A 19100-nucleotide genomic window follows, 5' to 3' on the forward strand; every position below is an offset into this window, starting at 1 on the left:
AGACCCGCCAAATCCGACACACTACGCCGGGGCACCGGCCAACGCCTACGAAAGCTGAAGGGTCCCTTCGCACGCCGTCAGCGTGTGAAGGGACCCTTCAGCCGAAGAATCGACTCAGATGTACATCGCCGGATCGATGTACGACGTCGGATCAACCAGTTGCTCGTGCTGCTTCCGTGGCCGCACCGACGCCGGGATGCCGGTCGCGATGTGGTCGGCCGGGACGTCGCGGGTGACCACGGCGTTGGCGCCGATCGCGACGTCGTCGCCGATCACGAGCGGTCCGAGGACCTTCGCGCCGGCGCCGATCGTGACACCGTTGCCGATCGTCGGGTGCCGCTTGGCCTTCGCGAGCGAGCGGCCACCGAGCGTGACGCCGTGGTAGATCATCACGTCGTCGCCGATCTCGGCGGTCTCCCCGATCACGACACCCATGCCGTGGTCGATGAAGAAGCGCCGACCGATCGTGGCGCCGGGGTGGATCTCGACGCCGGTGAGAAACCGGGTGAACTGTGCCAGCACTCGGGCCGGCCCGCGCAGCGCCGGCTTGGCCCACATCCGGTGCGCGATCCGGTGCGACCAGATGGCGTGCAGGCCCGAGTACACAACGGCATTCTCGACGTTGCTGCGCGCGGCCGGATCCTGGCCTCTTGCTGCCTGGAGATCCTCCCGGATCGTGCGCAGGACACTCACAACGCTCAGCCTCGAATGTGCTCGAAGAGCGGGGTCGAGATGTAGCGCTCACCGAAGTCGGGGACGACGACGACGATCGTCTTGCCGGCGTTCTCGGGACGCTTGGCCAGCTCGAGTGCGCCCCACACGTTCGCGCCGGCCGAGATGCCGCCGAGGATGCCCTCGTCGGTGCCGAGGCTGCGGGCGACGCGGATGGCGTCCTCGAACTCGACGTCGATGATCTCGTCGTAGATCTCGCGATCGAGGACCTCGGGCACGAAGTTCGCGCCGATGCCCTGGATCTTGTGCGGTCCGGGCTGGCCGCCGTTGAGGATCGGCGAATCGGCCGGCTCGACGCCGACGATCGTGACCTCGGGCTTGTACTTGCGTAGCGTGCGGCCGGTGCCGGTCAGCGTGCCGCCGGTGCCGATGCCGGCGACGAAGATGTCGACGTTGCCGTCGGTGTCGGCCCAGATCTCCTCGCCGGTGGTGCGCGCGTGGATCTCCGGGTTGGCGGCGTTCGCGAACTGGCGCGCCAGGACCGCGTTCTCGGTCTGCGCGACGAGCTCCTCGGCCTTCTTCACCGCACCGGCCATGCCCTCGGCGCCCGGGGTCAGGACGATCTCGGCGCCGAAGGCGCGCAGCATGACGCGACGCTCGGTGGACATCGTCTCCGGCATCGTGAGGATGACCTTGTAGCCGCGAGCGGCGCCGACCATGGCGAGCGCGATGCCGGTGTTGCCCGACGTGCCCTCGACGATGGTGCCGCCCGGCTTCAGCTCACCGGACAGCTCGGCGGCGTCGATGATCGCGACACCGATGCGGTCCTTGACGCTGTTGGCCGGGTTGTAGAACTCGAGCTTCGCCACCACCTGGGCGCCGAGGCCCTCGGTCAGCCGGTTCAGGCGCACCAGCGGGGTGCGTCCGACCAGTTCGGTGACGTTGTTGTAGATCCCCATGCCGGATCCTCCTCGTGGCCACGTCGGGCAGCCAGGTCGATGTCAGGTTGGTGCTATTGCACCATCCCGTCGTGAACAGCACAGAGCCGGGTCCACAGACGTACGAACGTATACGCACGTCGACGCAATTGTGGCTGCATCGTCCTCCACGATCACCCCTGAAACGACAAATGTCACATCGGTTCAGTCCAACTGAACCGATGTGACATTCGGCCGAAAGCGGGGATCAGCCCAGGCGCTGCTTCAGAGCCTCGAACTCGTCGCGGACACCCGAGGGCACCTTCTCGCCGAGGAACTCGAGCCACTCCTCGATCAGCGGGATCTCGGCCTTCCACTCCTCGACATCGACGGTCAGCGCCTCGTCGACGTCGGCCTGCTCGACATCGAGACCGTCGAGCGTGAGGTCAGCGGCGGTCGGGACGTAGCCGATCGGGGTGCTGACGGCGTCGGCCTTGTGCTCGATGCGGTCGACGATCCACTTGAGCACGCGGGAGTTCTCGCCGAAGCCGGGCCACAGGAAGCGGCCGTCCTCGCCACGGCGGAACCAGTTCACGTAGAAGATCTTGGGGAGCTTCTCCGAGTCGGCGTTCTTGCCGAGGTTGATCCAGTGGTTCAGGTAGTCGCCGGCGTTGTAGCCGAGGAACGGCAGCATCGCCATCGGGTCGCGGCGGACGGCGCCGACCTTGCCCTCGGCAGCGGCGGTCTGCTCGGACGACAGCGTCGCACCGAGGAAGGTGCCGTGCTGCCAGTCGAAGGACTCGCTGACCAGCGGAACCGTGGTCTTGCGGCGGCCACCGAACAGGATCGCCGAGATCGGCACACCCTGCGGGTCGTCCCACTCGGGGGCCAGGATCGGGCACTGCGACATCGGGGTGCAGTACCGCGAGTTCGGATGGGCGGCGTTGGTGCCGGACTCGGGGGTCCAGTCGTTGCCCTTCCAGTCGATCAGATGAGCCGGGGTGTCCTCGAGACCCTCCCACCACACGTCACCGTCGTCGGTCAGGCCGACGTTGGTGTACAGGGTGTTGCCCGCCTCGACCGTCTTCATGGCGTTCGGGTTGGAGCCGTGGTTGGTGCCCGGCGCGACGCCGAAGAAACCGAACTCCGGGTTGACCGCGTACAGGCGGCCGTCCTCACCGAAACGCATCCACGCGATGTCGTCGCCGAGGGTCTCGGCGCGCCAGCCGGGAATGGTCGGCTGGATCATCGCGAGGTTGGTCTTGCCACACGCCGACGGGAACGCGGCCGCGACGTAGTAGTTCTTGTTCTCCGGCGAGATCAGCTTGAGGATGAGCATGTGCTCGGCCAGCCAGCCCTCGTCGTGGGCCATCGCCGACGCGATGCGCAGCGAGTAGCACTTCTTGCCGAGCAGGGCATTTCCGCCGTAGCCGGAGCCGTAGCTCCAGATCTCACGGGTCTCGGGGAAGTGGGTGATGTACTTGGTGTCGTTGCACGGCCACGGGACGTCGGCCTGGCCCTCGGCGAGCGGCGCGCCCACGGAGTGCAGGGCCTTCACGAACGGGCGGTCGGTGCCCAGCTTCTCGAGCGCGGCCTTGCCCATGCGGGTCATGATGCGCATGGAGACGACGACGTACTCGGAGTCGGTGATCTCGACGCCCAGCTTCGGGTCGTCGGCGCCGAGGGGGCCCATGCAGAACGGCACCACGTACATGGTGCGACCGCGCATGCTGCCGCGGTACAGGTCGGTCATGAGGGCCCGCATCTCGGCCGGGGCCATCCAGTTGTTGGTCGGGCCGGCATCGATCTGCTTCTCGGAGCAGATGTAGGTACGGGACTCGACGCGCGCGACGTCCGACGGATCCGAGTTGCCGAGGAACGAGTTCGGCTTCTTCTCCTCGTTCAGGCGGGTGAACGTCCCGGCCTCGACGAGCTGATCGGTCAGGCGCTCCCACTCCTCGTCGGAGCCGTCGGCGAAGACGACCCGGTCGGGCTGGGTCAGCTCGGCAACCTCGCGAACCCAGGCGAGCAGCTCGGAGTGCTCAGTGGGGGGCGTGCCGTCAGTTCCGTTCAGACCGGGAATGGTCGCTGAGGTCATCAAACTCTCCTGGGGTGGGGCCGGGAACCGAAACGACCAGTTCAGCCCCGCAAGCGACGCGGGGCTGACAGGTTGATCCGATTTCCCCCTCTCGGCGGGGTGCAGCCCGCCCACTCCGTCTGCCGCCCGCGTACGTCACCGCAGACAACGAACGAAGGACACGGGGTGCCGGGTGTCCTAGCTATAGAGGTTAACGCCGCGGGTCGTTCCGGGGGGAACCGGGTGCAGTCGGTTAGGTCACAGGAACGATTCAGACCGCCCTGATCGTCGGCCGTGCGGACGGACCTCGGATTTCTACCGATCCAGACCGCCCTCGTCGACGCGTTCCCACCGTTCCCGGCCGTCGGCGTCGCGGTGGAACTCCCAGGCCGAATACTCGCCGTCCGCGTCGACGATCGTCAGGTGGTCGGCGTCCCCGTCACCGTCGGTGTCGGTCGCGACGATCAACGCGTCGTCCACCTCGAACGACTGGGTGTCGAGAAGTCCGTCGCCGTCGATGTCGAACGTGGCGCTCGTCAGGCTCAGTGCTCCCGATTCCGCGCCGAACCTGTCGGGATCGATGTCCGGCCGGTCGGCCGTCAACTCTTCGGTGGTGATCATGGCGTCTCCCGCCGGTAGCCGTGCAACTGTCGTCAGGGAGTTGGACGCGCGGCCGCGCCGCCCGGTTCCATCGAGTTGTCGAGGTCGTCGAGCACCATGGCCAGCACCGCCCGGTCCCGCTCGCACGACGCGACGCGGCCGCTGCGTTCGGACGCGAGCCGACGCGCCTCGGCGTCGATGCCGGCCAGTTCCTCGTCCACCGTGAGAGCGGCGGCCCGGCTGTCCGCGATGACGGCGGCGCTCACCTCGGCCTCGGTCTCGAGGACGCGCCCCAGGACCCGCTGCTCGAGCTGCGACCGCAGGTGGGCGGTGGCGTCCGACGCCCACTGCCGCAGGTGTGCGCGTTCGGCGACGAGGCGCCGCGCCCCCGCGAGCCACCACGCCGCCGCCCCGCCGAGCGTCAGCGCGATCGGGATGGTGGCGATGTCGAGCGCCGGCACCATCGCGATCGGAGCGACCGCGAGCCGACCGAGGCCCACTCCCGCCGACGCGCCCACGATCACCATCATCCGGTCCTCGACGCCGCGGTGGCGCGGCTCGGGACCCGGCAGCGGATCACGCGGGGCGGGGCCCGCCGACCCATGATCGGACACCCCGGCCCGGTCGACGAGGTCCGCAAGCCGCCGAGCGACCACCCCGTCCAGGTCGGTCGCCGCACGGTCCGCCAGCTCATCCATCCGGCCGGGCAGCGCGGGCAGGTCCCGGCGTCCGGCCCGGTCGATGTCGGCGCGCACGGCAGCGGAGACGGAGCGGACGAGGGTGCCCGCCGTGTGCAGCAGGTCGACGCGGGCCCGCTGGACGTCGCCGCGCAGCTGGGCCAGCCGTTCCGCCCGCCCGCCGTCCCGCATCGCCACGAGGCGGGCCTTGCGTGCCCGCAACTCGGCAGTGGCGGCGTCGCTGCCCTCTCGCGTCGCGCGGGCGGTCTCGCCGATCCGGAGGCAGGTCCGTTCCACCAGGGAGTGCGCCGCGCGGCGGGCGTTGTGATCCGCGACCGTGTCGGGATGCGCGGCGAGCGCCGCGCGCACCGCCACCGACAGGTCCTCGGGCTCGAGGACGACGCGGGCGTCGGCGAAGCGCGCCGAGTGTGCTCGTAGGAGCACCTCGTCCCGCCTGCGCACCGCGTCCCGGTCGACGTGCGCACCGACCGCGGCGAGCGCGAACACCACGCGCTCGACGGCCGCCGTGGCCGCATCCAGCGCGGCCAGTTCGTCGCGTCCGAGCACCGAGGCGCCGTCGAGCACCATCACCACGACGGCCGCCCCGCCGGGTGCATCGGTCAGCGGATCGAGCGGCGCCAGGGCGTCGAGCACGGACGTCGCGTCGATTCCGCGCACCGCCACGACATGCGCGCCTGCCACCGCGGGTGGTCGGGTCCGCCACGCGCGCAGGCCCTCCGGGTCCCACCGTTCGACGATCCGTTGCGCGTCCGGCGGAAACTCCGGCAGGTCGGGAGTCACCGCGCGTCCACGGGCACGTCCGGAAGGCTGCGGAGATGCAGCCGTCGACGGGCCAGATCGCCCCGCCGCCGATCGGCGACACCGTCGCCGCGGGCCTCGGCCGCGAGCGCCGCGAGTCGTACCGCCTCGTCGCTGCGCAGATAACTCTCGAGAACGTCCCGATCGGTCCCGCGCGCCGCGGCCTCCGCCACCGTCGCCAGCACGGTCCGGGCACGCCGGGCTCGAGCGATCCGGACGCGGGCCGCGACGGCCGCGGTCGCGGCGCTCACCCCGTCCGGGGTCCCGCGCCCGGGTGCCCGGGCCACGAGCGGCAGGGTCGGCACTGCCGTCTCCGTCTCGCATTCGGTGGCGATCCGCAGCGCCACCGCCCACGACGTCAGCAGGTCTGCCTTGTTGAGCAGTGCGACCGTCCCGCCGTGCGACGTCCGCCGCAGCGCGGCGACGTCGGGGGTGCGCGGCGCCCCGGACAGCACGTAGACGACGACGTCCCCGTCGAGTACCGGATCGGCGGCGCCCGGTGCGTCCACCGGCGTCGTCTCGATCACGTCGCCGAACCCCGCGCGTTCGAGGACCTCGACGACTGTGGTGCGTCCGACGCCTGCGCGGCCGGCGACCTGGATCCGGATCGGCGCGGTCGCCTCGCCCAGCGCCTCCCGGGCCGCACCACCGATGTCTGCGGCGATGCTGCCGAGCAGCTCGTATCCGCTCACGACTGTGTTCCCCCTGCGTTCCCCCTGCCGACCGGCGACGCCGATTCTGTCAGTGCGCCGAACAGGAGATCAAGAGCACGTCGAGACCCCGGAGCGGGCCCGCGGGCCGCCACGACCAGGTAGAACACCGGAAACTGGACAGTCGGAAACCCGAAATCCGACCAAAGCGTCCATACTATCCGCCGACCGAGTCGGCCTGCACTCGCGGACATACGTGACAATGGTGCGGTGAACCACGCCGATCAGGACGCACCCGAGACCCCGCGCGAGCCCTCGCCCGCCGACACCGAGGCAGAGCAGCCGACCGGCGCCGAGAAGGGTTCGCGCCTGTATCCGCGGGTGACCAGTTTCCGTTCCCGCCGCGGTTCCCTCACCGAACCGCAGCAAGGCGCGTGGGACCGGATGTGGCCGAAGATCGGCCAGGACGTCGGCGACGACCTGATCGACACCACTGCGTGGTTCGAGCGCGACGCCCCGCTGATCATCGAGATCGGCTCCGGCACCGGCACCGCGACGGCCGCGATGGCGAAGGCCGAACCGCATGTGAACCTCATCGCGGTCGAGGTCTACCGCCCCGGTCTGGCGCAGCTGTTGCAGCTCGTCGAGCGAAACGAACTCACGAACGTGCGCGTGCTGCGCGGCGACGCTGTCGAGGTGCTCGAGCACATGGTGGCTCCCGAGTCCCTGACCGGTGTCCGCGTGTTCTTCCCGGATCCGTGGCCGAAGGCCCGACACCACAAGCGTCGGCTGCTGCAGGGGCCGACGTTCGCACTGATCGCGAGCCGGCTGAAGCCGGGCGGCGTCCTGCACGTCGCCACCGATCACGCCGAGTACGCCGAGGCGATCCGCGAGGCCGGCGACGCCGAGCCGCTGCTCACCGAGCTGGACTGGGAGTCGCCGATGACGCACGAGCGACCCGTGACGAAGTTCGAGGACAAGGCGCACAAGGTCGGAAGCAGCATCACAGAACTCATCTGGGGGAAGATCAAGTCATGAGTCTCAGCGAAGACACGCCCAAGACCGGGCTTGCGGACGGTTCCCTCGCCGACAACGGGCGGGACGTCCCTCGGCACAAGCGGGTACTGCTGGTCTGGGATGCACCGAACCTCGACATGGGGCTCGGCGCCATCCTGGGCGGGCGGCCGACGGCCGCGTACCGGCCGCGGTTCGATGCGCTGGGCCGCTGGCTGCTCGCGCGCACCGCGGAGCTTTCCGCGACCGAGACCGCGACACTCGAGCCCGAGGCGACGGTGTTCACCAACATCGCCCCCGGTAGCGCCGACGTCGTCCGCCCGTGGGTGGAGGCCCTCCGCAACGTGGGCTTCGCGGTGTTCGCCAAGCCCAAGGTGGAGGAGGACAGCGACGTCGATTCCGACATGCTCCACCACATCGAGCTTCGGCGTGGTGAGGGTCTGGCCGGCGTCATGGTCGCCTCGGCCGACGGGCAGGCGTTCCGTGAGCCGCTGGAGGCCATCGCGGCAGCCGGCGTGCCGGTGCAGGTTCTCGGGTTCCGCGAGCACGCCAGCTGGGCGGTCTCGTCCGACATCCTGGAGTTCGTCGACCTCGAGGACATCCCCGGCGTCTTCCGTGAGCCGCTGCCACGGGTGAGCCTCGAGTCCCTGCCCGACGAGGGTGCCTGGTTGCAGCCGTTCCGCCCACTGTCCGCCCTGCTCGTCGGGCGCTGAGGAGTCGATACGTGTTCGCTCGCTGGGGAGATCTCGTCTATCGGGCCCGCTTCACCGTCATCGCGGTGATGGTGGCCGGACTGTTGGCGCTGGGCGCCTACGGTTCCGGCCTCGGGCCACACCTCAGTCAGAGCGGTTGGGACGACCCTGGTTCGGAGTCGGTGGCGGCGGCCAAGCTCGCCGACGGCACGTTCGGCCGCGACACCCAGGGCGACGTCGTCGCGATGTACACCGCGCCCGAGGGCAAGACCGTCGACGACCCGGCGTTCGGCGCGAAGGTGTCCGACAGCCTGCAACGGCTGTTGGCCGAGCACCCCGACCAGGTCGCGAAGGTCAACGGCAGCTACTTCTCGCTGCCGAACGCCCCGCGGGTGGCCTCGCTGGCGAGTAAGGACAAGACCCACGCGATCGCGAGCATCGCGCTCCAGGGCGACAACGACACCGCGATCACGAACAACTTCCGGGAGATCCGGGACGCGTTCGCCATCGACGGAGTCGAGGTGCAGCTCGCCGGCATGCAGCCGGTGGCCAGCGCGATCAACGACACGATGGCCGACGACCTGCATCGCATGGAGCTCATCGCGATCCCGGCGGTCGGCGTGCTGCTGTTCTTCGTCTTCGGCGGCGTCATCGCCGCGGCGCTGCCACTGATCGTCGGCGGCCTGACGATCCTCGGCGCCAACGGCATCGTGCGCATCTTCACGCACTTCACCGACGTCAACTCGTTCGTCGCCTCGGTAGTCTCGCTGATCGGTTTGGGTCTGGCGATCGACTACGGCCTGTTCATCGTGAGCCGCTTCCGCGAGGAACTCGGCGACGGCTACGACACCCGCGCCGCGGTGCGCCGCAGCATCATGACCGCCGGCCGCACGGTGCTGTTCTCCTCGACCATGATCGCGGTCAGCCTCGGCGGCCTGATCCTGTTCCCCCAGGGCTTCCTCAAGTCCGTCGCCTACGGCGCGATCGCGACGGTGCTGCTCGCGGCGTTCACCTCGGTGACGGTGCTGCCGGCCATCCTCAGCATCCTGGGCCGACGCATCGACAAGTTCGGACTCAAACGGTTCGGCCAGATCAAGTCGACCGAGGAGATCGAATCGAGCATCTGGGGCCGCCTCACCCGCTGGGTGATGCGCAACCCACTCAAGGTCACGATCCCCATCGTCGTCGGCCTGCTGCTGCTCATCCTCCCGATCACCGGCATCAAGTTCGGCGGCATCAACGAGGACTACCTCCCGCCGGACAACCCGACCCGCGTCGCGCAGGAACAGTTCGACGAACTGTTCCCCGGTAACCGCACCGAGCCGGTCAAGCTGGTCGTCAGCGGCGCCGAGGGCGCCCAGGTGGGCCAGATCATCAAGACCGCGAACGAGGCCCCCGGCCTGGTCGAGAAGTTCACGATCACCGGCCCCGCGAAGGACGGCGTCCAGGTCGTCAAGGCCGGCCTGGTCGATCGCAACGACTCCGCCGCGACCATCGACTACCTGCGCGCGATGGACGTCCCCGACGGCGTCCAGGTCCTCGTCGGCGGCACCCCCGCGATCGAACAGGACAGCATCAGCGCCCTGCTCGACAACCTGCCGCTCATGATCGTCTCGGTCCTGGCGGTGACGACGCTGCTGATGTTCCTGGCATTCGGCTCGATCGTGCTACCGATCAAGGCCGTGCTGATGAGCGCGCTCGGCCTGGGCGCGACGCTCGGCATCCTCACGTGGATCTTCATCGACGGACACGGCTCGAGCCTGCTGAACTTCACCCCGGGACCGATCACGTCACCGGTGCTGGTGTTGATCGTCGCCATCATCTACGGCCTGTCGATCGACTACGAGGTGTTCCTGCTCTCCCGCATGGTCGAGGCCCGCTCGCAGGGCGCCAGCACCACCGAGGCCATCCGGATCGGCACCGCCCACACCGGACGGATCATCACCGCGGCCGCTCTGATCCTGATCGTCGTCACCGGCGCGTTCGGATTCTCCGAACTGGTGATGATGAAGTACATCGCCTACGGCATGATCGCGGCCCTGATCATCGACGCGACGCTGATCCGCATGTTCCTCGTGCCCGCGGTCATGAAGCTCCTCGGCGACGACTGCTGGTGGGCACCGGCATGGATGAAGCGCATCCAGCAGAAGGTCGGACTCGGCGAGCCGATCCTCGACGACGAACTGCGGGCCGCGGAGGTGCCTGTGCTGGCGGCCGTGACCGGTGTCGCCGCATCGCCGACGGCGCCGCCCCCGGCGATGCCGATGCCTGCTCGCCCGTCGGAGCCGCTGACGCAGCCGATCCCTCGGATCTCGACGGCGCCTCGCGCCCGCTCGGCCGCGCCGGCCGCGCCTGCACCTGCACCCGCACCCGCACCCGCACCCGCACCCGAGCCGACGCACACCGCGCCGACGGTCGAGGCACCCAGGAACGCAGCGCCCAGAAACGACGCGCCGAGGAACCCGGCACCCAGACCGAACCCGGCACCGGCACCGGCGACCGAACCGTGGCCCCGCCCGCAGCTGTCCGGCTCGGACGAGGAAGAAGTGGCGTGGCTTGCGGCGCTGCGCGCGCCGAACACCGGCGCGATCCCGACCCTTCGGCCTGCACCGGAACCGGAGGCCGAACCGGCACCGGAGCCGCTCGAGCCCGAGAGCCCTGCCGGACACGGCACCGCGACGGAGACGTCCGATACGGACACCGGTCGGCACCACCGGGTCGACGGTGTCGCTGTGAGCGTCAGCGAACTCCTCGCCCGGCACAAGCGCGGCGGGCAGGCCGACGCCCGGGTCGAGGACTGATCGTCAGCTGCCGAGCATCCGGCGCAGGGTCGTCCCGAACGGGTACCGGGCGGTGATCGACCCGAAGCGCACGCGGCCGCGGACGACGAGGTGCAGCGGGCCGTAGGGCGGACCGGTGCGCACCTTGTTCGATACGGAGCCGCCGACGGAGTCCACGTCGTTGAGGTCCGCCGTCGCTTCCGGCGGGAGCACGAGCGTCACCGATCCGCAGTAGTCGTCGATGGTCAGGTGGACCACCTGGCTCTGCATGACGGCCTCGGTGAAGTCGAGCGTCGAGCTGCCCACGCGGGTGTCGAGGATCAGCGCCGGCGGGACGTGCCAGCGCCCCTTGCGGGTGATCGTCGACATGCGCCCACGGATGACGAGGGGCTGCTGCGTCGGGTGACCACCGGCGGCGGGCACCCCGACCGGGGGCGTCGCGACCGTCGGCGTCCCGACGACGGCACCGGGCGGAGAGGGCACGCCACTGGGCGGGGCGGGCACGACGCTCGGGTGCGCGACGTTCGTGTAGGCGGGATCCATCTGCATGCCCGGCAGATCCACGAGGACGGCGTTTAGTTCACCTCGAGTCTTCGCGGCGAGCGCGGTGTCCATTCGTTCGGTGAACTCGCCGAGCGAGAGCATCCCCTGCCCCACCGCTCGCTGGAGCAGTCGCCCCACGTGTTCGCGTTCGGCATCGGACACCCGCAGATCTCTCGCCTCCATGCGGGCAAGGATAAGTCAGTCGCGGTGCGAAGCGTTTCCGGCACCGTCGGGCTCGTCGGGCTCGTCGGGCGTGGAGGGGAACATCGGGACGGACGGGTCGACGTTGGAGAGGGACTCGTACACCTCTTCCTGATCCTGCGCGCACAGCGACCGGACGGCGGTGTTGAGGAACGCGACGATGGGCACCGCCAGCAGTCCACCGACGATGCCGGCGAGCACGATGCCGGTGGTGATCGCGAGCACCACCGCGAGCGGGTGCAGGCGGACCGCGCGGCCCAGCAGCAGCGGCTGCAGCACGTGGCCTTCCAGCTGCATGATGCCGATGATGATGCCGAGCACGATGAGCGCGGTCAGCAGGCCCTTCGTCACGAGTGCGACGAGGACCGCGAGGAACCCCGTCACGAAGGCACCGACGATGGGGATGAACGCGCCGATGAAGACGAGCGACGCGAGCGGCAGGGCCAGCGGGACGCCGAGGATCGCGAGGCCGGCGCCGATGCCGATCGCGTCGGCCGCGGCCACCGCGACGGTGGCGCGGGTGTAGCCGACGAGCGAACTGAAGCCCTGCCGGCCGGCCAGCCGGACCCGGGCCCGCGACTGCTTCGGGACGATGCGCGTCACGAATTCCCAGACCTGGTCCCCGCCGTACAGGAAGAAGACGAGGGTGAACAGCGTCAGGAAGGCTCCGGCGAAGATCTCGCCGACGACGGTGGCCGTGGTCAGTGCCCCGCTGGTCAGCGCCTCCTGGTTGGACTGCAGGGCCTTGACGACGTTGTCCCCGGCGTGCCGGATCTGGTCTTCGCTGAAGTGCAGTGGTCCTTCGGTGAGCCAGTTCTGTGCCGTGTTGACGCTGGCGGTGAACTGATCGGTGAGCCCGGGGATGCCCTTGACGAACTGTTCCACGACGAACGAGAGGACTGCGCCGACGATCCCGATCGTGCCGACGACAGCGATGATCACCGCGGCCGATCGCGGCACTCCGCGCCGGTGCATCCAGTTGACGCTGGGCATGAGGAACGCAGCGAGCAGCAGTGCCAGCGCGACGGGGATGACGACGGTGTCGAGCTTCGCGACGATGTATCCGAGCGCGAGCAGTCCAGCGAAGAGGACGAGCAGGCGCCACGTCCAGGCGGCGCCGACGCGCACCAGCGCGTGCACCGACGCCGATGCGGGCCGCTCGGGCGTGCTTCCCGAGACCGCCGACTTCTGCGTTTCCGCCGGTGCGGGAGCGTCCCCCGGTTCGTTGTCGCCCACCGCGCGAGCCTAACGGCGCGGGGACTATCCGCGGCGGAGAAACGGCCGCCCGGCGCGGCAAGAGTGTGCGCTGCCGAGCTGCGAAGCATGTCCCGCTAAATTATGAGGTCGTGTGGGCATCCTACCGAGCAGTGGCGCTGACGATTCGCAGTCGTTGGCCCCTCTATATGCTCTCGATGCTCGGGGCGAACCTGCTCGGCGCCGTGCTGGTGTTCGCCTTCGTCCGCTACGGCATCCCGATTCCGGAGTCGGCGGCCATCATCAACGACCACGTTCGCAACTTCGCCGTCTTCAGCGTGTATCTCATCTTCGCCGGTGTCGTCAGCCTCACCGCGGCGGCGATGATGCTGCGGTCGGTGATCCGCTGGCAGTTGCGGGGCGGTCCACCGACCCGCGCCGAGCAGATGGCCGCGCTGCACGCGCCGTTGCGGCAGGCCATCGTGCATCTGGTCCTGTGGTTCCTCGGCGGCGTGATCTTCGTACTGCTCACGGTCGAGGAGATGCCGGAACTCTCCATCGCCGTCGTCGTCACCGTCGGCATGGCGGCCACCACGACGTTCGGGTTCACCTACATGCTCGGCGAGCGGATCCTGCGTCCGGTGGCGGCGCAGGCCCTCAGTGAGGGCCAGTTCGACCGGACGATGGCGCCCGGCGTCGGCACCCGGATGGCGATGACGTGGGGCCTGGGCACGCTGATGCCGGTCATCGGCATCATCCTGTTGTGCGTCACGCAGTTGACCACCGACCTCGAGTTCTCGCCCAGCGCGCTGGCGTGGGCGATCCTGCTGCTGTCGATCATGGCGATCGGGCAGGCGTTCGCGCTGTCGATGCTGACCGCGAGCCAGATCTCGGATCCGATCCGGCAGCTGCGACGCGCGATCGAGCGGGCGCAGCGCGGCGAGACGGACGTGCGCGTCGAGGTGTTCGACGGCTCGGAGATCGGTCGCCTGCAGGTCGGCTTCAACCGGATGATGCGCGAATCCGACGAGCGCAAGCTGCTGCGCGAGCTGTTCGGTCAGCATGTCGGCGAGGACGTCGCCCGACGGGCCCTGCAGTTCGGCACCGAGCTCGGCGGTGAGACCCGATTCGTCGCGGTCCTGTTCGTCGACATGGTCGGCTCGACGGGCGCGGCGGCGGAGCGCCCGCCGGGTGAGGTCGTCGAGTTGCTCAACGAGTTCTTCCGGGTGGTCGTCGACGTCGTCGACCGCCATCACGGCTTCGTCAACAAGTTCATGGGCGACGCGGCGCTCGCGATCTTCGGTGCGCCCCTGGACCGCCCGGACGCGCCGACGGCCGCGCTGGCCGCGGCGCGGGAGCTGCGTTTCGCGCTCAACGAGATCACCGGCCTCGACATCGGCATCGGCGTGTCGGCGGGTCTCGCGGTGGCGGGCAACATCGGCGCGGCCGAGCGCTTCGAGTACACCGTCATCGGCGACCCGGTGAACGAGGCGTCGCGTCTGACCGAGCTCGCGAAGCTGCGCCCGAGCCGGGTGCTGGCGTCGACGAGCGCGTTGTACTTCGCCGACGACGAGGAACAGGCGCACTGGGAGTTGGGTGAGCAGGTGCAGTTGCGGGGCCGGCGGCGCAACACTCACCTCGCGTGGCCCGTGTTGTATCCGGAGTGACGTGAACAATCTTGGTTACCCTGGGCTCGTGGCACAGCCGGAGCCCGACCCGCGAGGCGGCTACCCAGATCGCCCACGCGGTCGCTTCTGGTGGCTCAAGTGGGTCGCTGGTGCGCTGCTGGTCACGCTGCTGGTGGGCGAGGGCGTCTACCTGTGGCCTCGCCTGCACGAGTCGTGGCTGGCGCTGACGGAGATCCATTGGGGCTGGTTGGCGCTGTGCATCGTCGCGCAGGCGATGTCGTTGAGCGGCTACAGCCGGGTCCAGAAGCAGTTGCTGCACGCGGGTGGCGTGGACGTGAGTCAGCGCAAGTCGCTGTCGGTGATCTACGGGTCGACGGCCATGGCGCTGACGTTGCCGGCCGGTCAGGTGTTCTCGACGGCCTTCACCTATCGGGAGACGCGCCGCTGGGGCGCGACGCCGGTGGTGGCGTCGTGGCAGCTCGCGATCTCGGGGGTGATCGCCGCCGCGGGACTGGCCGTGATCGGCATGACCGGGGCGCTGCTGGTGGGCGGATCGGTGAGCCCGTTCACGCTGCTGTTCTCGGTGGCCGGGTTGGTCGCCCTGATGTATGCCGGGCGCTACGTGTCGGCGCATCCGGAGTCGATCGAGGGTGCCGCGCGCTGGGTGCTGACCCGCGTGAATCGGATGCTGCGCAAGCCGCCGGAGACCGGGATGAACGCGGTGCGCACCACGATCGAGCAGCTCGACTCGGTCCAGCTGGGCAAGCGCGACGCCGCGCTGTCGCTGTGGTGGTCGGCGGTGCACCGGGTCGCGGACGTGGTCTGTCTGGGCGCGGCGTGCTTCGCGGTCGGGGCCGATCCGGTGCTCGCGGGCGTGCTCATCGCGTTCGCGGCGGGCAAGGCGGTCGCGACGATCCCGGGCGCGCCGGGCGGGCTGGTGTACGTGGACGCGACGTTGATCGCGGCGCTCACGACGGCCGCGAGCATCAGTGCGTCGCAGGCGGTGGCGGCCGCGTTCGTCTACCGCGGGGTGAGCTTCATCCTGGTCGCGATCGTCGGCTGGATCGTCTTCGCGTTCCTCTTCCGAGGTCGACAGCACGTCGACCTCGAGTACGACGTCGAGCTCGAGCGGCGCGAGACGACGGCCCTGCAGGAGCGCCGCACCGTCGCCGACGCGGTCGACGTCCGGCTCGAGGTCGAACCGCTCGAGGTCGAACCGCAGCAGCGGCCACCGTCGCCGGAGTGATCGCAGCGGCCGTCACGCCAGGTCGGCGGCCATCGCCTCGAGGTGCGCGCGGCTGATGCGGGCCGCCAGCTCGATGTCGCCGGCGGCGATCGCATCCACCAGCGCGGCGTGTTCGTCCGAGTTCGGTTCGGTGTCGCGGTCCCGCAGCCCGAGCAGGCCGATCATCTCGACCATCGCGTCGGCGACACGGGGGACGAACGTCTCGAACAGCTCGGACAGGACGGGGTTGTGGGCGGCCGCGACGATCGACCGGTGGACCGCCGCGTCGGCCTCGACGAACGCCCGGTCGGATGCGGCGGCTGCGGCTGCACGCAGATCGAGGGCACGACGCATCGCGGCGACGTCGGCGTCGGTGGCTCGTTGGGCGGCGAGCCGCGCGGCCTCGATCTCGATCGCGGCGCGGACCTCGACGACGGCGGCGATGGCCTCGCGCTGCAGCACGGCCTCCCAGCCGTCGGTTTCCGGTTCGGTGCGTTCGACGAACACCCCGGCGCCCTGCCGCGCGCGCAGCATTCCCTGCCCCGCGAGCATCCGCAGCGCCTCGCGGACCGTCGACCGTCCGATGCCCAGTTCGGCGGCGAGGGTCGTCTCTCCCGGGAGTTTGGCCCCGACTTCCCACTCCCCCGCCGCGAGCCGCCGTCGTAGCTGGTCGGCGGCCTGATCGGCCAGCAGGTTCCGGCTGAGCGCGGCAGTCAATCGATCTCCTCAGGTTGTCAGACAAGTTGTTTTCCTCTAGCTTAGCCACCATGACGTTCCGCGGACTGCTTCTCGGTCGCCGCGGCGGGGCCTGACCGGACCGGCACCCCGCCGCGGGGTTCCGCCGCGCCGGTCGACCGTTTCGATCCGCACAGGAGCCTTCCTCATGATCTGGAATCGTCAGCGTCCGTCGTCCATGCCCAGCCACCGCTACCGCCCGCACTTCGACCGGGTCGAGGTCCCACCGACCGAGCGCATCTGGCCCACCGCTCACACCACCACCGCCCCACTGTGGGTGCCGGTGGATCTGCGCGACGGCAACCAGGCCCTCGCCGAGCCGATGGATCCCGCACGCAAGCGCAGGTTCTTCGAACTGATGATCGGCATGGGCTACAAGGAGATCGAGGTCGGCTACCCGTCGGCCAGCCAGACGGACTTCGACTTCGTCCGCGACCTCGCCGAGCACGACCTCGTGCCCGACGACGTCACCATCGTCGTGTTCACGGCGGCCCGAACCGATCTCATCGAGCGCACGTTCGAGTCGGTCCGCGGCCTGCCGAACGTCGTGCTGCACATGTACACCGCGACGGCACCGACGTGGCGCAACGTCGTGCTGGGCCACGACCGGGATGCGCTGCACCGCTTGATCTTCGACGCTGCCCAGGACGTCGCCCGTGGCGGCGACGCCCAGCCCGGGGTGCGCTTCGAGTTCTCCCCCGAGGTGTTCAACCTGACCGAGCCGGACTACGTGCTGCAGGTGTGCGACAGCCTCACCGAGCTGTGGGACGCCTCGCCGGATCGCCCGGTGATCCACAATCTGCCTGCGACGGTGGAGATCTCGACGCCCAACGTGTACGCGGACCAGATCGAGTACATGCACCGCCACCTGGCGCGCCGCGAATCGGTGATCCTGTCGGTGCATCCGCACAACGATCGCGGCACGGGCGTCGCGTGCGCCGAACTGGCGGTGCTGGCCGGCGCGCAGCGCGTTGAGGGCTGCCTGTTCGGCAACGGCGAGCGCACCGGCAACGTCGACCTGGTGACGCTCGGACTCAACCTGCACGCGCAGGGCGTGGACCCGATGATCGACTTCTCGGACATCGACGAGGTCAAGCGAACGGTGGAGTACTGCAACAGGATCGACGTGCACGACCGGCACCCGTACGGCGGCGACCTGGTGTACACCGCCTTCTCGGGGACGCACCAGGACGCGATCAAGAAGGGCTTCGCCCACCACTACGCGCGGGCCGAGGCCGCGGGAGTCGATCCCGGCCAGGCGCCGTGGGACGTGCCGTACCTGCCGATCGACCCCCGTGACGTCGGACGCGACTACGAGGCGGTCATCCGCGTGAACAGCCAGTCCGGCAAGGGCGGCATCGCATACCTGCTGCAGGAGGGATACGGCCTCGACCTGCCGCGGCCGCTGCAGATCGACTTCGCCCGGCGGGTTCAGCGCGCCACCGACGACAGCGGTGCCGAGATCACCGGCGAGCAGCTGTGGGAACTGCTCATGTCGCAGTACGGGTTCGAGGGCAAGCTGGGACAGTGGTCGGTCGAACACCTCGACGACGGCGACCACCTGCGCGTGCAGGCCGACATCGGCGGCGGCGCGATCGCCGGTGCGGCAACGGGCAGCGGGCCGGTCGAGGCGCTCACCAAGGTCCTGGCCGACCACGGCCATTCGGTCGAGGTCCTCAGCCTCGTGCAGCAGTCCGTGGGGGCGGGTAGCGCCGGGCGGGCCGCGACGTTCGCGCTGTGCCGCAGCGGTGGCGTCGAGCGTTGGGGCGTCGGGCACGACCAGTCGGTGACGGCGTCGGCGCTGCGGGCGGTGCTGGCGGCGGCCGCCGGGACGGCGGCGTCACAGCCGGAGTGATCGATCGGGCGCCGACCGAAATGCGGCTCACGCGAGCACGTTTCGGTCGGCGCCACGCGGATCAGCTGATGGCTGCGGACAGCATGCTGCTGCCGGCACCGCTCTTCAGCAGGTCGGCGATGATGGTGCTACCGCCCTCCATGCCGATCGTGGTGCTGCCGAGATCCAGGGCCTGGCCGAGGCTGCCGACACCACCGGGGAAGAAGACGACCTGGTAGCTGTAGGACAGGACCTGGTCCTGGGCCGCGGCGTCGAAGCACGCGCCGACGACGGCGTACGCGCCGGGCGTGATCGGCTTGAGCAGACCGGGGTTGAAGCCGTCGACGGTGGCGGTGGTGCTGTCCGCCGTCGGCGACGCGGCCGACGTCGCGTTTCCGATGTAGTAGACCTTGTTCACGAGGTCACCGAAACCGGGCCACTGGTCCGTCGGCGTCACCGCGAGGGGCAGCGCATCGGTCGCACCGAGAACGATGGGCAGGCAGAGCACACCCTCACCGGCGCCCTGCGTCACCGTCATGTCGATGGCGTCGCCGTCGACATGGGCAGAGATCTTCGGGGCGGGCACTGCGGCGGCGGGTTCAGCGGACGCGACGCCCGGCAGCACCAGGGCGAGGGTTCCGGTCACAGCGGCAGCGGCGGTGGCGCAACGGGCAATGGTGATCTTCTTCGACAACGGCTTCTCCTACCTCTAAATGGCACGGCTCACCACAACTCCGCCCGACCCGAGATCCGTGCCGGCAGAAGCGAACATGCGGCAGCTCGTAAGCGCACATGACGGACAAAACAACCGAACAGCGCGAACGTACCACGGCAACTTACCG

The 19100-nt window shown here is 69.6% G+C and carries 16 protein-coding genes; 6 read left to right on the forward strand and 10 right to left on the reverse strand.

What is annotated here, in order from left to right; all coding sequences use genetic code 11:
- Positions 1-114 precede the first annotated feature (114 nt).
- From epsC to ACQ5DX_RS20270, 6 genes are all read right to left on the reverse strand, one after another.
- Entirely contained in the window at positions 115-693 is a 579-nt protein-coding gene (epsC, locus tag ACQ5DX_RS20245) for a serine O-acetyltransferase EpsC (protein WP_430334271.1), read from the reverse strand.
- Between the two features lie 5 nt (positions 694-698).
- Entirely contained in the window at positions 699-1631 is a 933-nt protein-coding gene (cysK, locus tag ACQ5DX_RS20250; RefSeq protein WP_430334272.1) for a cysteine synthase A, read from the reverse strand.
- A 226-nt stretch (positions 1632-1857) separates the two neighbouring features.
- A complete protein-coding gene (locus ACQ5DX_RS20255; RefSeq protein WP_430334273.1) occupies positions 1858-3687 on the reverse strand; it encodes a phosphoenolpyruvate carboxykinase (GTP) in 1830 nt (609 codons plus the stop codon).
- 294 nt (positions 3688-3981) lie between these two features.
- Positions 3982-4287 (reverse strand): DUF6802 family protein, encoded by a 306-nt coding sequence (locus ACQ5DX_RS20260; RefSeq protein ID WP_430334274.1) that lies wholly within the window; start codon positions 4285-4287, stop codon positions 3982-3984.
- Positions 4288-4319: 32 nt separating this feature from the next.
- Positions 4320-5744 (reverse strand): hypothetical protein, encoded by a 1425-nt coding sequence (locus tag ACQ5DX_RS20265; protein ID WP_430334275.1) that lies wholly within the window; start codon positions 5742-5744, stop codon positions 4320-4322.
- A complete protein-coding gene (locus ACQ5DX_RS20270; RefSeq protein WP_430334276.1) occupies positions 5741-6454 on the reverse strand; it encodes a hypothetical protein in 714 nt (237 codons plus the stop codon). Before ACQ5DX_RS20270 ends, ACQ5DX_RS20265 begins: the two co-directional genes overlap by 4 nt.
- A 210-nt stretch (positions 6455-6664) precedes the next feature.
- Here ACQ5DX_RS20270 and trmB point away from each other — a divergent pair, with 210 nt between their 5' ends.
- Genes trmB through ACQ5DX_RS20285 form a run of 3 tightly spaced genes read left to right on the forward strand, consistent with a single transcriptional unit; the run spans position 6665 to position 10919 of the window.
- Positions 6665-7450: a tRNA (guanosine(46)-N7)-methyltransferase TrmB gene (gene trmB / locus ACQ5DX_RS20275; RefSeq protein WP_430335756.1), complete on the forward strand. Its 786-nt coding sequence runs from the start codon at positions 6665-6667 to the stop codon at positions 7448-7450.
- On the forward strand, positions 7447-8139 hold the full coding sequence (locus ACQ5DX_RS20280; RefSeq protein ID WP_430334277.1) for an NYN domain-containing protein: 693 nt from the start codon (positions 7447-7449) through the stop codon (positions 8137-8139). The genes trmB and ACQ5DX_RS20280 overlap by 4 nt, the downstream gene beginning before the upstream one ends.
- 11 nt (positions 8140-8150) lie before the next feature.
- Positions 8151-10919 (forward strand): MMPL family transporter, encoded by a 2769-nt coding sequence (locus tag ACQ5DX_RS20285; RefSeq protein ID WP_430334278.1) that lies wholly within the window; start codon positions 8151-8153, stop codon positions 10917-10919.
- A gap of 3 nt (positions 10920-10922) precedes the next feature.
- On the opposite strand, the gene ACQ5DX_RS20290 is transcribed toward ACQ5DX_RS20285, so the two are convergent.
- Positions 10923-11624: a DUF1707 SHOCT-like domain-containing protein gene (locus tag ACQ5DX_RS20290; protein WP_430334279.1), complete on the reverse strand. Its 702-nt coding sequence runs from the start codon at positions 11622-11624 to the stop codon at positions 10923-10925.
- A gap of 15 nt (positions 11625-11639) precedes the next feature.
- Complete coding sequence (locus ACQ5DX_RS20295) at positions 11640-12782, reverse strand: AI-2E family transporter (protein WP_430335757.1); 1143 nt, start codon at positions 12780-12782, stop codon at positions 11640-11642.
- A gap of 263 nt (positions 12783-13045) precedes the next feature.
- Between ACQ5DX_RS20295 and ACQ5DX_RS20300 the strand changes: the two genes are divergently transcribed.
- Positions 13046-14503, forward strand: a complete 1458-nt coding sequence (locus tag ACQ5DX_RS20300) for an adenylate/guanylate cyclase domain-containing protein (RefSeq protein ID WP_430335758.1) — start codon at positions 13046-13048, stop codon at positions 14501-14503.
- A 28-nt stretch (positions 14504-14531) separates the two neighbouring features.
- Complete coding sequence (locus ACQ5DX_RS20305; RefSeq protein ID WP_430334280.1) at positions 14532-15710, forward strand: lysylphosphatidylglycerol synthase transmembrane domain-containing protein; 1179 nt, start codon at positions 14532-14534, stop codon at positions 15708-15710.
- Positions 15711-15722: 12 nt separating this feature from the next.
- Here the strand turns inward: ACQ5DX_RS20305 and ACQ5DX_RS20310 are convergent, their stop codons facing one another.
- Complete coding sequence (locus tag ACQ5DX_RS20310; protein ID WP_430334281.1) at positions 15723-16406, reverse strand: FadR/GntR family transcriptional regulator; 684 nt, start codon at positions 16404-16406, stop codon at positions 15723-15725.
- Between the two features lie 166 nt (positions 16407-16572).
- Here ACQ5DX_RS20310 and ACQ5DX_RS20315 point away from each other — a divergent pair, with 166 nt between their 5' ends.
- Positions 16573-18279, forward strand: coding sequence for a 2-isopropylmalate synthase (locus tag ACQ5DX_RS20315; RefSeq protein ID WP_430334282.1), 1707 nt, complete (start codon positions 16573-16575; stop codon positions 18277-18279).
- Between the two features lie 61 nt (positions 18280-18340).
- Here the strand turns inward: ACQ5DX_RS20315 and ACQ5DX_RS20320 are convergent, their stop codons facing one another.
- Entirely contained in the window at positions 18341-18952 is a 612-nt protein-coding gene (locus ACQ5DX_RS20320) for a hypothetical protein (RefSeq protein ID WP_430334283.1), read from the reverse strand.
- Positions 18953-19100 lie beyond the last annotated feature (148 nt).

The organism is Rhodococcus sp. ACT016, from assembly GCF_050477185.1.
Taxonomy (GTDB): Bacteria; Actinomycetota; Actinomycetes; order Mycobacteriales; family Mycobacteriaceae; genus Prescottella.